Source organism: Pseudobacter ginsenosidimutans (genome assembly GCF_007970185.1).
Taxonomy (GTDB): Bacteria; Bacteroidota; Bacteroidia; order Chitinophagales; family Chitinophagaceae; genus Pseudobacter; species Pseudobacter ginsenosidimutans.
In genome coordinates, this window is the sequence record NZ_CP042431.1 from 4,551,738 (window position 1) to 4,570,434 (window position 18,697).

Annotated in this window: 15 protein-coding genes; 12 read left to right on the top strand and 3 right to left on the bottom strand. The window is 47.5% G+C overall.

Annotated features, from left to right (window positions below; all coding sequences use genetic code 11):
• Positions 1–162 precede the first annotated feature (162 nt).
• The 7 genes from FSB84_RS17955 to FSB84_RS17985 all read left to right on the top strand — a co-directional run bounded on the left by FSB84_RS17955 (position 163) and on the right by FSB84_RS17985 (position 11,823).
• The gene (locus FSB84_RS17955; RefSeq protein WP_130539293.1) at positions 163–3,555 is read left to right on the top strand and encodes a SusC/RagA family TonB-linked outer membrane protein; all 3,393 of its coding nucleotides are present in this window, start codon (positions 163–165) and stop codon (positions 3,553–3,555) included.
• Positions 3,556–3,566: 11 nt separating this feature from the next.
• Positions 3,567–5,003 carry a RagB/SusD family nutrient uptake outer membrane protein gene (locus FSB84_RS17960; RefSeq protein WP_130539294.1) on the top strand — a complete coding sequence of 479 codons (1,437 nt, stop codon included), beginning with the start codon at positions 3,567–3,569 and terminating at the stop codon, positions 5,001–5,003.
• A gap of 34 nt (positions 5,004–5,037) precedes the next feature.
• Complete coding sequence (locus FSB84_RS17965) at positions 5,038–5,778, top strand: hypothetical protein (protein ID WP_130539295.1); 741 nt, start codon at positions 5,038–5,040, stop codon at positions 5,776–5,778.
• 33 nt (positions 5,779–5,811) lie between these two features.
• Entirely contained in the window at positions 5,812–6,735 is a 924-nt protein-coding gene (locus FSB84_RS17970; protein ID WP_225979815.1) for an ABC transporter ATP-binding protein, read from the top strand.
• Positions 6,736–6,744: 9 nt separating this feature from the next.
• Positions 6,745–9,090, top strand: a complete 2,346-nt coding sequence (locus FSB84_RS17975) for a Gldg family protein (protein WP_130539297.1) — start codon at positions 6,745–6,747, stop codon at positions 9,088–9,090.
• A gap of 7 nt (positions 9,091–9,097) precedes the next feature.
• Entirely contained in the window at positions 9,098–10,396 is a 1,299-nt protein-coding gene (locus FSB84_RS17980; RefSeq protein ID WP_130539298.1) for a MutS-related protein, read from the top strand.
• Between the two features lie 110 nt (positions 10,397–10,506).
• Positions 10,507–11,823, top strand: coding sequence for a MutS-related protein (locus FSB84_RS17985; protein WP_130539299.1), 1,317 nt, complete (start codon positions 10,507–10,509; stop codon positions 11,821–11,823).
• A 160-nt stretch (positions 11,824–11,983) separates the two neighbouring features.
• Here the strand turns inward: FSB84_RS17985 and FSB84_RS17990 are convergent, their stop codons facing one another.
• The 3 genes from FSB84_RS17990 to sucC all read right to left on the bottom strand — a co-directional run bounded on the left by FSB84_RS17990 (position 11,984) and on the right by sucC (position 14,075).
• A complete protein-coding gene (locus tag FSB84_RS17990; protein WP_130539300.1) occupies positions 11,984–12,373 on the bottom strand; it encodes a hypothetical protein in 390 nt (129 codons plus the stop codon).
• A 16-nt stretch (positions 12,374–12,389) separates the two neighbouring features.
• Complete coding sequence (locus tag FSB84_RS17995; protein ID WP_130539301.1) at positions 12,390–12,779, bottom strand: hypothetical protein; 390 nt, start codon at positions 12,777–12,779, stop codon at positions 12,390–12,392.
• Positions 12,780–12,863: 84 nt separating this feature from the next.
• Positions 12,864–14,075 (bottom strand): ADP-forming succinate--CoA ligase subunit beta, encoded by a 1,212-nt coding sequence (gene sucC, locus FSB84_RS18000; protein ID WP_130539302.1) that lies wholly within the window; start codon positions 14,073–14,075, stop codon positions 12,864–12,866.
• 76 nt (positions 14,076–14,151) lie between these two features.
• Between sucC and FSB84_RS18005 the strand changes: the two genes are divergently transcribed.
• From FSB84_RS18005 to FSB84_RS18025, 5 genes are all read left to right on the top strand, one after another.
• Positions 14,152–14,973 carry a purine-nucleoside phosphorylase gene (locus tag FSB84_RS18005; protein WP_130539303.1) on the top strand — a complete coding sequence of 274 codons (822 nt, stop codon included), beginning with the start codon at positions 14,152–14,154 and terminating at the stop codon, positions 14,971–14,973.
• A gap of 121 nt (positions 14,974–15,094) precedes the next feature.
• Positions 15,095–17,110 (top strand): putative porin, encoded by a 2,016-nt coding sequence (locus tag FSB84_RS18010; RefSeq protein WP_225979816.1) that lies wholly within the window; start codon positions 15,095–15,097, stop codon positions 17,108–17,110.
• A gap of 73 nt (positions 17,111–17,183) precedes the next feature.
• Entirely contained in the window at positions 17,184–17,570 is a 387-nt protein-coding gene (locus FSB84_RS18015) for an HYC_CC_PP family protein (protein WP_130539305.1), read from the top strand.
• Positions 17,571–17,642: 72 nt separating this feature from the next.
• On the top strand, positions 17,643–18,116 hold the full coding sequence (locus FSB84_RS30805; RefSeq protein ID WP_192909877.1) for a heavy-metal-associated domain-containing protein: 474 nt from the start codon (positions 17,643–17,645) through the stop codon (positions 18,114–18,116).
• A gap of 32 nt (positions 18,117–18,148) precedes the next feature.
• Positions 18,149–18,694 (top strand): heavy-metal-associated domain-containing protein, encoded by a 546-nt coding sequence (locus FSB84_RS18025; RefSeq protein ID WP_130539306.1) that lies wholly within the window; start codon positions 18,149–18,151, stop codon positions 18,692–18,694.
• The last annotated feature ends 3 nt before the right edge of the window (positions 18,695–18,697 follow it).

Below are 18,697 nucleotides of genomic sequence, written 5' to 3' on the forward strand. Positions count from 1 at the left end.
ATAATCAGAGCAACATCGGGTGATGGTGAGGGGTAGCTCATGGCTGCATCATCATTCATCTATCTGAATCCGCAAGGGTAGTGGCGGAGCTATGCGATACAATACCATCGATCATTATTCTTTATCCCTTCAGCATTATTTTCAGCAATTAACCAAAACGCTATGCTTCAATCAACACCAGAAAAGCTGACCGGGAAAACTGCTTATGCTCCCGGAATGGAACCAAAACCCGCAGGCAGGCAGCGGTTCTTACCGATCTTATTGATCATTTGCCTGGCGCCATTATTCAGTACGGCGCAGAAAGTTACGCTGAAAGGGGAGTTGTCGCTCCAGCAGATCTTTGCAGAGATCAAGAAACAGACAAATTACGCTGTGATCTACAATCCCGAGACCATCGATGTGAGAGGTCGCGTGGATGTGAATGCCAGCAACCAGCCTCTCGAAGCATTTATCAAGACCATCCTTATCGATTTTCCTTATACCTATAATATTTCCGGAAGCAATATCATTATCATTAAAAGGGAGATTGTGGTGCCTCCGCTTCCGGCTGCAGGCAAACGTGATATTCATGGCCTGATCACTGATGGAAAAACAAACCAGCCATTGGCCAGTGTTACTGTTATCATCAACGGAACAAGGCAGGCCACACAGACCGATGCCGCAGGTAAGTTCGTGCTCACGAATGTGCCTGATGATTTTTCGATCACTGTATCCAGTGTTGGTTATGAAAAGCTGGTCAGAAAAATAGGTAAATCAGAGCTCTATCTTCCTATTCCCTTAACTGTTGCTACCAGCGTGCTGGATGAAGCCGTGGTACAGGCATTCGGCACAACTACCAGGAGAAGGGCAACAGGTAATATCGTAAAAGTGAGTGGTGAAGAGATTGAGAAACTACCGGTGATGAACCCGCTGCTGGCCCTGCAGGGCAAGGTGCCCGGACTTACCATCCAGCCACTCGGCGCTTCTGCCAGCGGTATGATGAAAGTAGAGATCAGGGGCAGGAATAACGTCAATCCCAATTCACTTTCCGAACCTTTATATGTGATCGATGGCGTTCCCCAAACCGTTCTCGAAGTAAAAGGATCCACCAGGTATGGCCTGAATGTATCCGGAGGAATGGTGCAGTCGGGCGCATCTGCAACAAAAGGACAGAGCCCGCTCTTTGGTATGAACCCGGCAGATATTGAAAGTATCTCTGTATTGAGCGATGGTGATGCAACCGCTATCTATGGTTCAAGAGGCGCTAATGGTGTGATCATGATCACAACCAGGAAAGCGAAAGCCGGAAAAACAGCTTTCAACCTGAAAGTGGAACAGGGCATCAATAAAGTGCCACGTTACCTGGATATGCTTGATATAGACGAATACCTCGCTATCAGAAGAGAAGCATTCAAGAATGATGGCATCATTCCCACTGCCGCCAATGCACCTGACCTGATGGTGTGGGACCTGAACAGGAATGTGGACTGGCAAAAAGAACTGATGGGAAAAGGCGGCGGCTTTCAGAGTTACAGCGCCAGTATTTCCGGCGGTGATGCCAGAACTGCTTTCAGACTTAGTGCTTCCCATATGAATACCGTTGACCTTCAATCCATCGAAGGTCATAACAAGGCCACCAATCTTAGTTTCAGTGGAAGCCATAGCAGCCTGAACCAGAAACTAACGGTAAGCCTCAATGGAAATTTAGCCTTCAAGGATGTGAATGCGATCCTTGACCGTACTGGTGGCTTCCTGCTTCCTCCCAATGCGCCACCCATCTATGATGATAAGGGCAACCTGAATTATGCAGACTGGAACGCTATCAATCAGCCATTTGGTTATATGTTTGATTACCGTCTCATGCCGAATGATGTAAAAACAAATATGCTGATCGGTGGTTTCCAGTTGAACTATAAACCTGTCAAAGGGCTCAGCATCACGGGAACGGCAGGTTTGAACAATTCCACCCTGAACAATACATTGATAACGCCTATTGCCGCCCAGAACCCAATATTGAACCCAACCGGCAGATCGATTGTTGGAAGAACCGTTGCCAATAACCTGGAGCTGAGCCAGCAGACCAATTATGGTTTCTTTCTTGGCAAGGGAAAAATGGAATTGCTGGCAGGAGTTTCCTATCAGCAGACAACTACCACTACCAATACCATCAATGCGCTTGCCTTCAGCAGTGACGACCTGCTCAACAATGTATCCAACGCAGCTACTACCATAACAACGGAAGGGAAAAGCCAGTACAGATATGCTTCCGTATTTGGCCGGATCACTTACAACTGGGACGGAAAATATACCATCAACCTGAATGGAAGAAGAGATGGTTCTTCCAAATTCCGCAGAGGAAAACAATACGGCAATTTCGGATCGATAGGTCTTGCCTGGACCCTGGATCAGGAAGAATGGATGAAAAAGATAATGCCCGAATGGATAGGCATGTTCAAACTTTGGGCTAACTATGGATTGTCCGGAGGTGATAATGTGGCGGATTATGAATTTTTTCCTCAATGGAACAATAGACGCATAGGCGCAATCAGCAATACTGCACTTAACTACGATTACAATGGCATCAAGCCTTATCAGCAAGTAGTTCCAGTAAACCAGGAATTCCAATGGGATGAGAACAGGAAATTTGATGCAGGTATCGATCTTTCCCTCTTCAGGGACAGGGTGAATGTGACTGCTTCCTGGTACCTGAACCGTATCAGTAACGGCATCGTTCGCTTGCCCATGCCATTTTATACCGGACTGAACAATATCAATGCGAACTCTCCGGCTATTGTTCACAATTCCGGCCTGATCCTTAGTCTGAGCGCTGACCTGATCAGCAATGGAAAAGTGAAATGGAATGTAACCTTCAATTACTCCAGGAACCGTAATAAACTGGCAGCATTCCCTGGTATCGATCAAACAGTGTATGCATCGCAGTTAGTGGTTGGACAGCCCCTCAATATGCGCTATGTGACCCATTACCTGGGTGTTGATCCACTGACCGGTAATTATGTGTTCGAAGACAGGAATGGAGATGGAAGGATCATGCTCAATCAGGGAGTGGCTCCCGGAACGGGCAGTGATGATGCCTACATCGGTGTGAATCCCGATCCTACTTATGATGGCGGTTTTGGAACATCGGTCATGTACAAGGGGCTGAGCTTTGCCATGGGCTTTACCTACTCCAAAAAAATAGGTAGTCATCCATTCATGTCCATCGTACCGGGCAAGATGACCAATATGCCACTGCCGGCAGAGATCAGGGATGATCACTGGCAAAAGCCGGGCGATAATGCCAGCTATGCAAAGTACACTACCTCTGGCGGCAGCACACTTACAGGATCAGACAGGGGCTATGTTGATGCGTCCAGTATCCAATGTAACAGGGCATCGCTGGCCTGGACCTTACCGCATAAAACAATTAAGCGTGCAGGTATGGCCGGTTGCACCGTGGGGGTGAATGTGAGCAACCTTTTTACCATCACGCGTTTCAAAGCTGACCCTGCGCTCATGGCTAATTCCTATATTCCCCTGCCCAGGACTATCGCCGGATCAATTTCCTTCACATTCTAAACCCAACGGACATGCGAAAAAATAATCCCATTCAAAATATATCTCTCGCCCTGCTGATGGTGGCCTCACTTTCTTCCTGCGAAAAACTGATCACGGCGGATGAACCTACAGATACCATCACTACAGTAAAGATCTTTGATACGGAAGCAAAGGCAGAAATGGCCATTGCCGGAGCATACAACAGTATGATCAATGGAAACGGACAAGACGTCTATTCCTCAGCATATGGTTCATTCGCTGCCGGACTGGCTTCCATTGCCGGAGGTTATGCAGCAGGTGAGCTGATCAATTTCAATAATAGCCTTAACGCCAATGAATATGTGCTGGTCACCAGCAAGATGACGGCAACCAATACTACAATCCCGCGCTCACTTTGGTCGTCATGTTATTATGTGATCTATAATGCCAATACAGTGATCGAAGGTATCTCTGCATCTACTTCGCCTAAACTGCGCGATAGCGTCAGGAAAGAGATCATTGCCGAAGCAAAATTCATCCGCGCCTTCTGTTATTTCTACCTGGTCAATTTCTTCGGGGATCTGCCGATTGCGCTCTCCGGTGATTTCAATAATACCGCAAGCCTCAGCAGGTCTCCTGTGCAGGAAGTGTACAAACAGATCATGGCTGATCTGAAAGATGCTGAAGCAGGGCTGGCCGCGGATTATTCCGTGGGCCGTGGCAAAAGGGTTCGCGTGAATAAATATGCAGCTATCGCATTGCAGGCCAGAGTGCATCTTTTCCTGGGAGAAAATGAGCTGGCAGCTGCCAGGGCTACAGATGTGATCAACCACACAACGTTGTATAACCTCGAACCGAATATAGAAGATGTGTTCCGCACCACCAGCAAGGAAGCCATCTTCCAGCTGATGCAAACGGAGAAGGACAATGTATTGAGGAATGCAACACCGTTCGGTTATTCCAGCAACAACTATCTGTTGCAACAGGGACTGCTGGATCTTTTTGAAACAGGCGATCTCCGCAAACAATTCTGGATAAGGAACAATAACCTTGTGAACAAGTACACCATCATCAACACCAATGCGGTGGTGGGCGCTCCTGCCAGGGAATACTATATGGCATTGCGCCTCGGTGAATTGTATCTCATCAGGGCTGAAGCCCGCGCCAATGGTGCTGCCGGCGGATTGACCGGTGCAATCGAAGATCTCAATGCTTTGCGCAGAAGGGCGGATATCGATGAGCTGGATGAAACACTCGGTGAAACCGATGTGAAAGCTGCTATCGAAAAAGAAAGACAAACAGAGCTTTTTGCAGAGTGGGGAAGCCGTTGGTTCGATCTCAAACGTACGGGTAAAGCGCTGGAGGTGTTGAATGCCATGCCGCTGAAACAACCCTGGGAAGGAGATCATCAGCTCCTGATGCCTCTTCCGCCGGATGAGATCTCCAGGAACAACAAGATCATCCAAAATCCCGGTTATACATCTCTGTAAGTAAAACAATCGATCATCATTGAACCCGTTTCATATGCATAAATTATTTTCAGGTATCCTGCTCATGCTGACGCTGACAGGATGCATCAAAGAGAATCCTTCCAGGCAGGCAGTTTCACTCACCGTTGTGAATGCAGTGGTGGGCAGCAATACACTTCGTCCCAATTTCACAGGAACAGGCACCATCAGGTATATTGATACATGGCCGATCAGTTATGGCATCTTTAATTTGAGTTCCAACCTGTATTCAAGAGAAGCAGGGATCACTACCCTGGGCTTGTTTCAGATGCCCGATACACTGGCAAAGGATCAGCCACTTTTCAACCTGCAGCTGAACCTGCCGGAAGCATCCATTCATTCGCTTTATCTCACCGGCACCGTTGCCGAACCGGATACCATGCTGATCAGGGATATAGTTCCCGGTTATGCTTCTTCCGATACCAGCATGGGCATTCGTTTCGTGAATCTCAGCAAGGGCAGCGATCCTGTTACTGTGAACCTGCTTGGGCAACCGGACGGATCAGAAGCCGGAGCGCTCGCTTATAAAAAATATACCGGCTTCAAAAAATACCGTGTGAGAAATGGTGTGGGCAAATACGTTTTCGAGTTCCGCAATACGGTAACCGGTAATGTGGATGCCACCTACACTGCCGACTTCATTGATGAGATCAATAACCGCTATGTATACAGGAATTTTACAATTGCCTTCATCGGTAAGCCAGGCGGAACAGGAGCTGAAGCATTTAAAACAATGCTGATCCAGCATGGAAACTAACAGGAATAATTAACCGCTTTTATAACGATTATTATGAGCATACTCAAAATTGAAAACCTCTCCCACAGGTATAGCACAGCCTGGGCGATCCGGGACATCAACCTGGAGATCAACCAGACGGGAGTGATCGGATTGCTTGGCTCCAATGGGGCCGGCAAGTCCACCACCATGAACATCGTTTGTGGTGTAGTGAACCAGACGGAAGGCACTGTAACCATCAACGGTTACGATACCAGGAAACAACCAGAGCTCTCCAAAATGGAGATCGGCTTCCTGCCGCAGACGCCGCCGGTGTATACAGACCTTACCGTGGATGAGTTCCTTACCTATGCAGCGGAGATCCGCCTCATTCCAAAGAACAAGATCAAAGCCGCCGTAGGGGAAGCGATGGAAAAATGCCAGATCTCGCATTTCAGTTCAAGGCTGATCAAGAATCTCTCCGGTGGTTATAAACAGCGTGTGGGCATTGCACAGGCGATCATCCACAAACCCAAACTGGTGATCATGGACGAACCTACCAACGGCCTCGATCCCAACCAGCTGATCGAAGCAAGAAAACTGATCCGGGAGATTGCGCAGGATAGAACAGTCCTGCTCTCTTCGCATATCATGAGCGAGATCCATATGCTTTGCCGGGAAGTGATCATGATCGAGAACGGCCGCATCATCTTCTCCGATTCCATGGATGCTTTCAACAACTATGTACAGCCTGCCAGCATCCTGCTGAAGATGGAGAATGCACCGGATCAGCAGGAGATCCTCCAGATCAAAGGCGCCACCAGGCTGGAATACATCTCAGAAAAGCAATACCGCCTCTTCTTTGACGGCGACCAGGAAATCACTGAAAGGCTCATCAAAGCCAGCGTGGCAAACGACTGGCGCCTCCGCGAGATCTCACTCGAAAAAGGACAGCTGGACGATGTGTTCAGGCAATTATCCTCCCAACCACACTCTTAATTTTTTCCGATGAAACTGATATTAAAAGTTGCGCGGACCGAGCTCCGCAATCTATTCTATTCCCCTGTCGCATGGTTTCTGACCATCGCGTTCATGGCGCAATGCGCACTTTTCTACACCATCATGGTGGAAAAGATGGCCCGCTTCCAGGAATTGTTCGTCAAGAATAATTCTGAATGGATCGGTTTCAATGATTCACTTACACAAACCATCTTCCTGGCCGATCAGGGCATTTTTGTGAATGTATTGCAGAACCTCTTTCTATTTGTTCCCTTGCTCACGATGGGACTGATCAGCAGGGAGATCAATAACGGCACCATCAAACTATTGTATTCTTCTCCATTGAAGATAAGGCATATCGTGTTGGGCAAATATCTCGCAACGATGGCTTACAATGTGTTACTGGTGGGCATTGTGGGTGTTTTTGTGATTCTGGGTATGACCAATATCGAGTATGTGGATTATGGAAGATTGCTCACCAGTCTGCTCGGATTCTTTATGCTGGTTTGTGCTTATACCGCTATCGGTATTTTCATGAGCAGTGTAACTACCTATCAGATCATTTCAGCGATCGCCACTTTCACTATTATCTTTTTCCTTTCTTACATTGGTGAGCTCTGGCAGAAGTATGATTATATCCGCGATATCACGCACTTCCTGTCCATGAAAGGAAGGGCCATCAAATTGTTGAGTGGTCTGATCAGAACAACGGATATCATTTATTTCGCAACCATCATCGTCATGTTCCTCGGCTTTACTCTGTTCCGACTGAAAGGGGCCAGGGAATTTGTTCCAACATACAAAAAGTCGATCCGCTATGTTTCGCTGATCGTTGTTTGTCTGGCAGTGGGCTATATCACATCAAGACCAGGACTGATCGGATATTGGGATACTACCAGGGATAATATCAATACCATCCATCCTAAAACCCAGGCCATCCTTGCCGGATTTGAAAAGAATGAACCGGTGGAGATCACACTGTATGCCAATATGCTTGGAAGGAATTGGATGCAGGGGGGAATGCCTGAAAGAAGAATGGATTATATGTGGAGGCTATGGGAGCCCTATCTCCGCTTCAAACCGGATCTGAAATTCAAGTTTGTTACTTACTATGATATTCCTGACAACGATTCAACTTTGTACAAGGCTTTTCCCGGGAAGACCAAAAAGCAGATTGCTGAAGAGATCGGTAAAGGGATCGGTGGAGATGTAAGTAAGTGTATGCCTCCTGAAGAAGTGCGTAAAATGATTGACCTCACACCGGAAGGCATGCAGCTGGTGTTGCAGGCGAAGTACAAAGGCAGGGCCACTTTTATTCGTACGTATGTGGACGGTGTTACATGGCCTAATGAAACGAATGTGAGTGCTGCCTTTCTCCGTTTGCAGCAGGATACCATGCCGAAAGTATTGTTCACCAGCGGAAACCTGGAACGCAGTATTTTCAAATCCGGCGAAAGAGAATATGCGGGTGGAGTAACCGATATCTCCAAGCGTGCGAGCCTGGTCAATATTGGATTTGACAATGATACCATCAATCTCGATCAGCAGGATATTCCAAAAGGTATTTCATCATTGGTGATTGCTGATCCTAAAACGGCCTTGAGCCCGGTGAAGCAGGACAAGATCCGTAAATACATTGCCGGGGGCGGGAATGTTTTCATTTTGACTGAACCCGGAAAAACTGACCTGGTAAATCCGCTGCTCGCAGAAACCGGTACTGAATTCATGCCGGGAACGATAGTGGAGATCAGTAAGAATGAAGCACCCAATATGGCGCTGCCCTTTGTGACGAAGGATATTGAAAAGATGGCGCCTGACGCAATACAGAAGCTCCGCCTGAAGATCAAGAATGAAAGAAAAACACCCAAAAGAAGACATGTGAAAATGCTTGGTACCACTGCCATCAGGCAATTACCTGGAAGTTCTTTCAGTAAGTATAGTTTCCTGCAGACGAATTCGCAAAACGATATCTGGATTAAGATGGGCCATTTGGTAGCGGATTCTACTGCTCCCGTCTTCTCTCCGCAGGAAGGCGATTTCAGGGATAGTTCATTTTCGCTGATGGGTGGCATTTACAGGAATATCAATGGGAAAGAGCAACGCATCATGTTATCCGGTGATGCTGACTTCTTCAGCAACAGGAGAAGCAATGGAGATGATATGTTGTTGTTCGGTTTCAGCTGGCTGGATAATAACCGCTTTCCCAATTTCGCTGTGCGCCCCAGTCCGATGGACCTGAACATCAAGATCAGTTCTGAAACAGCCAATATGCAGGTTTGGGTATTCCTGTACATCCTTCCGGCAATAGTGTTGCTGCTCGGTATCGTATTACTCGTTCGCCGCAAACGCAAATAATATGCAGATGATCTTACAAACAGACGATCAAACGATAGATGACCTGCGCCTGTTCAGCAAGCGCGATACACCCGGCATCTTCGATATCTATAATACAACGCATACACGTGGCGCAGAAGAGCTGCTCCGCGAAATGTTCCGATCTCCTCTCTCCAACAGGGAGGAGATCAACCGCCGCAGCGCCATCATCGGGCATTTCTGTAAAACAGGAATGAAGTTCCCCTTTGAATCAGCGCTTTTCGATATGGCGGAGAAATACCTTACAGACAGCGCTGATGCCGGAAAAGGCAGCACGCAAAGCATGCTCAGCGAAAAGGAGATCCTGAATGGTGTAACCTCACTGATCAGCCTCATCCAGCAGACGAAACAATTCCTGCATTCGGAAGATGTCCGAAACCTGCAAGCGTTTGCACCTGAGCGTGAGGCCATCGGAAAACTGCTGGATGATCCTGCGCTGGAACCTGTGCTCAGCGAAAAGTCGCAGGGAAAGATCTCCTACGCAGCGGTCACCGCCTTCGATGTATTGCTGCGCGTACGCGAGAGAAGCAAGATCGAAAAGCTGCTGTCGCAGATCTACCTGCTGGATGTATACATCTCTGTAGCGATGGTGGCTGCTAAAAGGAATTTTGTCTTTCCTGTTGCGCTGGATAATAAAAAAGGGGAATTGAAAATTGATGGTTTGTATCATCCCGAGCTGAAGAATCCCATACCCAACGATATAGTCATGGATCAGAGCAGGACACTTGTATTTCTTACCGGCGCCAATATGGCCGGTAAGAGTACATTCCTGCGATCACTGGCTACCGCCGTGTACATTGCCCATATGGGATTCCCTGTGGCTGCAAAACGGATGGAATTCTCGGTTATGGATGGCATTTATACTACCATCAATCTGCCGGATAACCTGGGGATCGGCGCCAGCCATTTCTATGCGGAAGTTTTACGCGTAAAGAAAGTGGCAACAGCCCTGAGCCAGGGGAAATCACTCTTCATCATTTTCGATGAGCTCTTCCGCGGCACCAATGTGAAAGATGCGCATGAAGCCTCTGTTGCCATTGCGCTGGCCTTTGCCGGCAGGATGAACAGCCGTTTCATCATTTCATCACATATTGTGGAGGCTGCCGGTAAGCTGGCAACCAAACCGAATATCGATTTCCTCTTCCTGCCTACGCGTATGAACGGGCATGTTCCCGAATATACCTACACGTTGGAGCATGGAGTTACCAACGACAGGCACGGGATGATCATCATCCGGAATGAGGGTATCCTTGAAACTTTGAAGAACGGCCGCAAGCGCGCTGTGTAAAGACATGGTGAGCAGTTGGTGCGTGCACCCATGCATGTAAAGTTGGTTGCACAGATGGTTACCCGTAGCACGCACCGCTGATTCACAGCACATTCTAAAATAAAACAACAATGAGTTTCAGAATAGACAGGCAGACACTGGATGAATTGAACCTGCTGGGCAAGTTCCGTCAGGGTTCTGTGTACCATTTGTTCAACCAGGTGAAAACGAGGGGAGGAGAGCAGTTGCTGGACATGATGTTCCGCGATCCGCTCACTGATGCTGCCAGTATCAACACCCGCAGCAGCATCTTCCGTTACTTCCAGGAGCAGCAGTTATCCTTTCCCTTCGATGTGCAGCAGGTGACGCTTATGCGTGAATACCTGGATGCAGGCTCCGGAGGCAGCGCCCCGATGGTGCTGGCTGGTATGGTAGTGAAGAAAGTATTGTCTGGCCTTACACGTGATGAGCGATACAAGAAAAATATCCAGGGGCTGCAGGCTACCATCGTTACCCTTAAAAAAACTGCCGGCATCATTGCGCTCCTGGAGCACAAGAGCGGCCCTTTTGCCGCCAGGATACTGGCAGTAAAAAAGATACTGGAACAGCCCAATATGGCCCGGCTAACGGAGATGGATATCTACCAGGCACTCCCTGTTCAAACACTAGCCTTTTACGAGCACCTGCTGAAAAGCAGGCTGACTGTAGAAATGGAAGCGGTATTGCAGTTCATCTATGAACTGGACGTATACATTGCCGTTAGTTCTGTTGCCGCCAGGAAAAAATTCTCCTATGCAGTAGCGCTGTCGCCGGAGAAGAACCTGCTGTCGGTTCAGGACCTGCGCCATCCCTGCATCGATAACGCCATTGGCAATGACCTGCTGATGCAGGAGAACAGCAATGTGATCTTCCTGACCGGGGCCAATATGGCGGGTAAATCCACCCTGATGAAATCCATCGGTATTGGTATGTATCTTGCCCATATGGGTTTCCCCGTGGCCGCGCAAAAAATGGAATTCTCTGTTCGTGAAGGATTGTATTCAAGTATCAATGTGGCCGATAATATCGGTCTTGGTTACAGTCACTTCTATGCAGAAGTGGTGCGTGTAAAGCAAGCTGCCGATGCGGCAGCCAGCGGCCATCGCCTTTTACTGATGTTTGATGAGCTGTTCAAAGGCACCAATGTAAAGGACGCCTATGATGGTACACTTTCGGTTACAGAAGCATTTGCTGAGTACCAGGATTGTCTGTTTATCGTATCTACGCATATCATCGAAGTGGGAGAGGCGCTGAAAGGTACGCCCAATATGCAGTTTCGCTTTCTGCCTACTATTATGGAGGGATCGAGGCCGCGCTATACGTATAAAGTGGAGCAGGGGATTACAGAAGACAGGCAGGGAATGCTTATTATTATGAATGAAGGTATCCTGGATTTGATCAATTCATAAAACATAGATATCACTTATCTTTTAAAAGAAATATCATCTAAGTGATATCTAAGGGATATGTAAGTAATATCTAAGCAATATCCTCTGATATCAAGGCACTTGTTAAGAACCCGCCCGCGTCAATGGAAGCGGGCGGGTTCTTAACAACACGCAGCATTTATTATTCGAAGATAACAGTCCAGTTATTCTGATGGAGATAATCCAGTGTGAGTATATAATGTTTCAGGACTTTGTTCTTTATCTCAATGGAATCGCAACTGATGTAACCTTCGCGGTGGAATTTTTCAGGTGATACAATATAAACTTCAACCGGAAGATTATCTTCCCAGCAATTATCTTCTTGTTTTTCATAATCCTCACGGGGTTTGAATTCATAAAAGCTAATCCCGCATTTGCCATCCCCTCCGGTTTTGTACAGTTCGCCAAGCAATAACGTGAAATCAGTTCTATTCTTGAATATGATCTTTTTGTGGCAGTTGGGCCCTTCTTTCTGGTAGCATTTCATGCTCAGAAGGGGGAGTAATATGCAGATTAGTATTGTCTTTTTCATAAGCAGGGTTGATGGGTTACTTGTAGCGCAATTTGAAATCGACGGCCCTCAGTTCATTTTCCGAGAGGTTGTAATGTTTGAGGAGGGGATATTTTTGAAGTACAGAATCGCAGTGTACCATATTGTGGTTGATGAACAATGCGGGATCGGCCACGAATATTTCCAGCACTTTTGTATTATCGTCTATTTCCTCTTTGCAGATAGGGGGATTTGTTCTGTATTCTTCCTGTGGCGCAATCTTCCAGCCATCCAGGTAGCATCGTCCGTTCTTCGTGTATTTGTAGGCGTAAATGACGGTGTCCGCAGATTCATTGATGAAGGTTACATCCGAGTAAACACAAGGTTGATAGTCCTTACAGGTACCGGCCATCAGTGGCAGCAGGAATAAGATCATGAGTTTCCTCATTGCAGGGTTTGATGACTGACCATAAAAAAACAGGCGCCGTTGCAGGCGCCTGTTTTTTTATACTGATTTTGATATTGATCATGATTAAGCTACGGCTTTGTTCACCAGTGCAGCTGCTTCACTCAGGAGGATGGCAGACTGAACTTTCAGGCCGCTTTCTTCGATGAGTTTCTTGGCTTCTTCTGCATTGGTTCCCTGAAGACGTACAATGATGGGCACTTCGATATTGCCGATGGATTTGTACGCGTCGATCACACCCTGTGCAACCCTGTCGCAACGCACGATACCACCAAAGATATTGATGAGGATCGCTTTTACTTTGGGGTCTTTCAGGATGATGCGGAAGCCGGCTTCTACTGTGGTAGCGTTGGCAGTACCGCCTACGTCCAGGAAGTTGGCAGGCTCGCCACCGCTGAGTTTGATCATGTCCATAGTGGCCATGGCCAGACCAGCGCCGTTCACCATGCAACCTACGTTACCGTCCAGCTTCACGAAGTTCAGGTTGTATTTACCTGCTTCCACTTCTGTGGGATCTTCTTCGCTGATATCGCGGAGTGCTTCCAGGTCTGGGTGACGCATCAGGGAGTTGTCGTCCAGGTTCATCTTACAGTCAACTGCGATGATCTTCTCGTCTGATGTTTTGAACAGCGGGTTGATCTCGAGCATGCTGCAATCCAGTCCAACATATGCATTGTAAAGATTGGTCACAAATTTCACGCAGTTCTTGAAGGCTTCGCCTTTCAGTCCCAGGTTGAATGCGATCTTACGCGCCTGGAAGGGGAGAAGGCCGCCACTGGCATGTACCCACTCTTTGAAGATCTTGTCTGGCGTGTTATGGGCCACTTCCTCAATGTCCATACCACCTTCAGTGCTGTACATGATCACATTCTGACCTCTTCCGCGGTCGAGCAGGATAGAGAGGTAGAATTCTTTTACGGGATTAGGTCCGGGATAATATACATCTTGCGCCACCAGTACCTTGTTCACCAGTTTGCCGGCGGGTCCGGTCTGGATGGTTACCAGTGTGCCGCCCAGGATATTGCTGGCGATCTGTTTGATCTCCTCAGCGCTCTTACCCACGGCTACACCGCGTTGTTCGCTGCCCTGGATCTTACCTTTTCCGCGGCCCCCGGCGTGGATCTGTGCTTTCACCACGGCGAAGTTATTGCCGAATTGTACTTTCAGATTTTTGTAGGCTTCTTCTGCTGCATCTGCCCTGTCTACCGGAATTCCTTCCTGAACAGGCACATTGTATTTTTTCAGTAATTCTTTCGCCTGGTACTCATGGAGATTCATGCGGGGAAATTTTTGGCGAAAATAGGAAAAACGAACAATAGTTGCGAGAGGAATAGTGAGCTATATTTGCGCATCTATGAGTAACATCATCCGGCAACTGGAAGAAACAACCGCATTTCTGCGTGGTGTGTACCCTCATGTTCCTGCCATCGGTATCATACTGGGCAGCGGTTTGGGCAATTTTGCCGCCCATATCCGGTCCGAACTGGAGATACCCTACGAAGCCATCCCGAATTTTCCTGTTTCAACTGTGGAAGGCCATCGCGGACGTCTCATTTTCGGAACCGTGGCCGGCAAAAAGGTAGTGGCCATGGCTGGCCGTTTCCATTTTTATGAAGGATATTCCGCAGAACAGGTGGTATTCCCGGTGAGGCTGATGAAATTCCTTGGGGTGGAAACCCTGCTCGTTTCCAATGCAGCCGGTGGTGTGAACCCGGGATTTGCAGTGGGCGACCTGATGGCGATCACTGACCATATTAGCTTCGCTGTGGTGAATCCGCTGCTGGGAAAGAACGAAAGCCAGCTGGGACCACGTTTTCCTGATATGAGCGAGCCATACAATAAGGAACTCATCAAATCCATGAAAGAAATAGCTGCCGGAAGCGGCATCAAACTGCAACAGGGTGTTTACTTCGGTGTGACCGGACCAACATTCGAGACCCGCGCAGAATACCTCATGATCAACCGCCTCGGCGGCGATGCAGTAGGCATGAGCACCGTGCAGGAAGTAATTACGGCTAACCATATGGGTATGAAAGTGGCTGCCGTGAGTGTGATCACAGACCTGGGTATTAGAGAAGAAGATAATGTGATTACCCACGAAGAAGTATTACAGGCAGCGGCCGAAGCAGAACCGAAACTGACAACACTCTTTACAAAGCTGATCGAAAAACTGTAGAGCAACCGGCAACAGCGCCATGAAGCGCAAACTTTCTGTTAATTGGCAAAGAATGAAGCGAAGGTTCAATAGCATCATAATATTAATCACTAATTTTCCGGCCGTTAATCCGGCAATTATTTTGACAAAGAGATATTTATTCATAGCAACAATTTTATTGTTGACAGGTATCATGAATAATGCCACTGCACAGGATCCTTTCCGCAGGCTGCAGGGCATGCGTGGCATTGGTGGCGGCGGTGGAACAGCTGATTCACTGGCGCACCGTACAGGTTTGGAAGATTCCATCACTATCCGTTACCGTTATCTCGACTCCAGCAGGCTGCGCAGCTTCGATTCTTCTCTGACTGATTTCGGCGGAAGGTTTCCCCAGCCCTGGAACTATATCAACCTCGGCAACCTCGGAACAGCTGCCAGGAACCTGATCTATTCACCCATCATGAAACCCGGTCTTGATCCAGGTTTCCATAATCTCGATCTCTACCTCTGGAATGTGGAGGAAACAAAATTCTATACCACCACCAGGCCCTTTTCCGAAGTTGCTTATGTACTTGGTAGCAGGGCAGAGCAATACATCAATCTTACACATACGCAGAACCTTCGCCCCAACTGGAATGCGGGCTTTCAATACAGACTGATCAATTCACCCGGTACATTTCAGAACCAGAGCACCAACCATAACAATTACAGGTTCCATAGCTGGTACCAAAGCAAGAACAAACGCTACCAGAATTTTGTGGTGGTAGTGGGGAATAAATTGCAGGCAGGAGAGAACGGTGGTATCAATACGAAGATGCTCGATACTGCCACCTACAATGAAAGATCCTCCATTCCCACTTTCCTCGGCGTAGACCAGCCGGGCAGCAGGAACTTCTTTACTTCGTCTATACAAACAGGTTCTTTTTATACCACCGGCGCTTACATGATGCGGCAGCAGTATGACCTGGGACAAAAAGATTCCATCGTAACAGACTCCAACGTCATACAGTTGTTCTATCCCAGGCTGCGACTGGAACATAGCATCAGCTACAATACATACAAGTACCGCTTCAGGGATGCGGATGGCGACAGTGCTTACTACAAGAGCAATTACGATATCAATTTCGGAGGCAGCAGGGGACCCTTCTTCGCACAGGATTTCTGGAAAGTGCTCAGCAATGATTTCTCGCTGTACCAGTTCCCCGATGCAAAGAACCCGCAACAATTCATCAAGGTAGGCGCAACTTATCAAAACCTCGAATTCAGTTCGCAATACAGGGATTTTCAAAAAGCAAGGATCAAGGACAATAATATCTTCCTGCACGGAGAATACCGTAATAAAACGCGCAATCAGAAATGGGATATCGAAGCCTTCGGGAATCTTTATGTGAATGGAATGAACTCCGGCGATTATACCGCTTACCTGAGCCTGCAACGTTTGCTCAGCAAGAAGATCGGTTATCTGCAGGTCGGATTCCAGAACACCAACCGGACGCCTTCCTTTGTATTCGATCCCTACAGCGGATTCTGGTTTGATCCGGCACAAACACTCAGCAAGGAAAACATCACAAACATATTCGCGGCTGTGGATGTTCCCAGTCTCAAAATGAAATTGAGCGGAAACTATTACCTGATCTCCAACCTGGCTTATTTCAGAAGCTTGCATGTGGCAGACCAGGAAAGTAATCCATTCAATATTTTGCAGGTAACGGCGCAGAAGCAATTCAGTCTGGGCAAACGATGGAACTGGAGAACCTGGGCCGTGTTCCAGCAGCGTGCAGGCGATGGTCCTGTTAACATGCCACTCTTCACTACCCGCAACCAGATCGGATACGATGGCAATCTTGGATTCAAGAATCTCGAAATGAGTGTTGGCCTCGAAGTCCGCTATTTCACTCCATATTATGCAGATCAATATTCTCCCATCAAAGGGCAGTATACTTTCCAGGATAGTGCAAAAGTGAAACTCGAAATGCCGGACATCGGCGCTTACCTGCATTTCCGGATCAAGACCTTCACCGCTTATGTGCGCGTGGAAAACCTCAATGCCCTCGATCCTTCCACCGGAAGTTTTACCAATAACAATGTTCCAACCCTCAATTATCCTTATCCCGGCATGCAATTCAGGGTGGGGATCTTCTGGGCATTTGTGAACTAAACAAGCTGTTAAAAATCAGTCATTTGAATTTGGGGCTTTCAGAATAGGAAAATACCTCCTATTTTTGTTTGGAATGAAAAAGGCATTTGTAGCCATATTAGCCATTCTGTATATCACCCTCACCTCCGGTGTGATCGTGAACGTGCATTACTGCATGGGGCATATCGCCAGTGTGGAATACGGCTATGATGATCACGATGTCTGTGGCAAATGCGGCATGACCGGTGAAAAAGAAGGTTGTTGTCATACCGAATACAACCTGGTGAAAGTGGACGATGAGCACCAGTCCATTCCCGCAGATCTCCCTTCATTCCAGATGCCGGTGAGCATCATTCCCGATGAGATCGTATGGATCGATCCCGCTCCGGCAAAACCTGTTACCACTGCATTTACTTACGAGGATCCCCCGGATCAGTATTCCAATTCGCATTATCTCCATCATTGTGTTTTCCTGATCTGATAGAAGGCTGTAATTCGGACATATCTATTCTTTGTTTGAAAACAACTTTTATCATTTTCTATTTTAATTTTTATGAAAGCACAATCTATCTTTCTGTCAGTTTTTATTTTGTTCGCAGCCTTCACCGTTAACGCGCAATCCGGTCTGAAAAAAGATACCATCAAAGTTTGGGGCAATTGCGGTATGTGTAAAAAAGTGATCGAGAAATCCGCTCTCACTGCCGGCGCCAAAACTGCCGACTGGAATACCGATACCAAAGTGCTCACTGTAGCATACAATGCAAAATCCACCAACGGTAAAAAGATCCAGCAATCCATTGCCGCTTCAGGATACGATACACAGGATCTCACTGCCAGCAATGAAGCATACGATAAACTTCATGGCTGCTGCAAATACGACCGCAAGGAAACTGCTAACGTAAAGGAAGAAGCGAAAAGCTGCTGCGAAGGAAGTGATAAGGCTTGTTGCAAGGACGGCGACAAAAAAGACGCCACCTGCACCAAAGAAGGCCATAAGACCGGTGAAGCTCCCAAAAAGCATCACTAGTCCATTCTTATCATTTTACTAAAACAGCATTTATGAAAAAGATATTTGTCCTGGCAGTGGCCACACTGCTCGGTTTTGCCGGTATGGCTCAGTTTAAGAGTGCATCCCTTCAGGCAGCAGGACTTACCTGCGCCATGTGTACCAAGGCCATCAACACTTCACTGGAACAACTTCCCTTTGTGAAAGATGTGGATGTAGACATCAAAACATCCAGCTTCATCATCAATTTCAAAGAAGGAAGCAATGCAGATTTCGACCAACTGAAAAATGCCGTGGAAGACGCAGGCTTCTCTGTAGCCAAACTCTCCGCCACCGGCAATTTCAACAATGTAAAAGTGGAAAACGATACGCATGTTCAGATCGGTGGCAAGAACTATCATTTCCTCAATATCAAACCCCAGACCCTGGATGGTGAAAAAACCATTGTGCTGGCAGACAAAGATTTCATGGGCTCCAAAGAATTCAAGAAGATCAGCGCTGCCACTAAAATGAGTTGTGTTCAAACCGGAAAAGCTGCTGCCTGCTGCACCAAAGACGGCATCAGCGCCAATAGCCGGATCTATCATGTAACCATCTAAGAC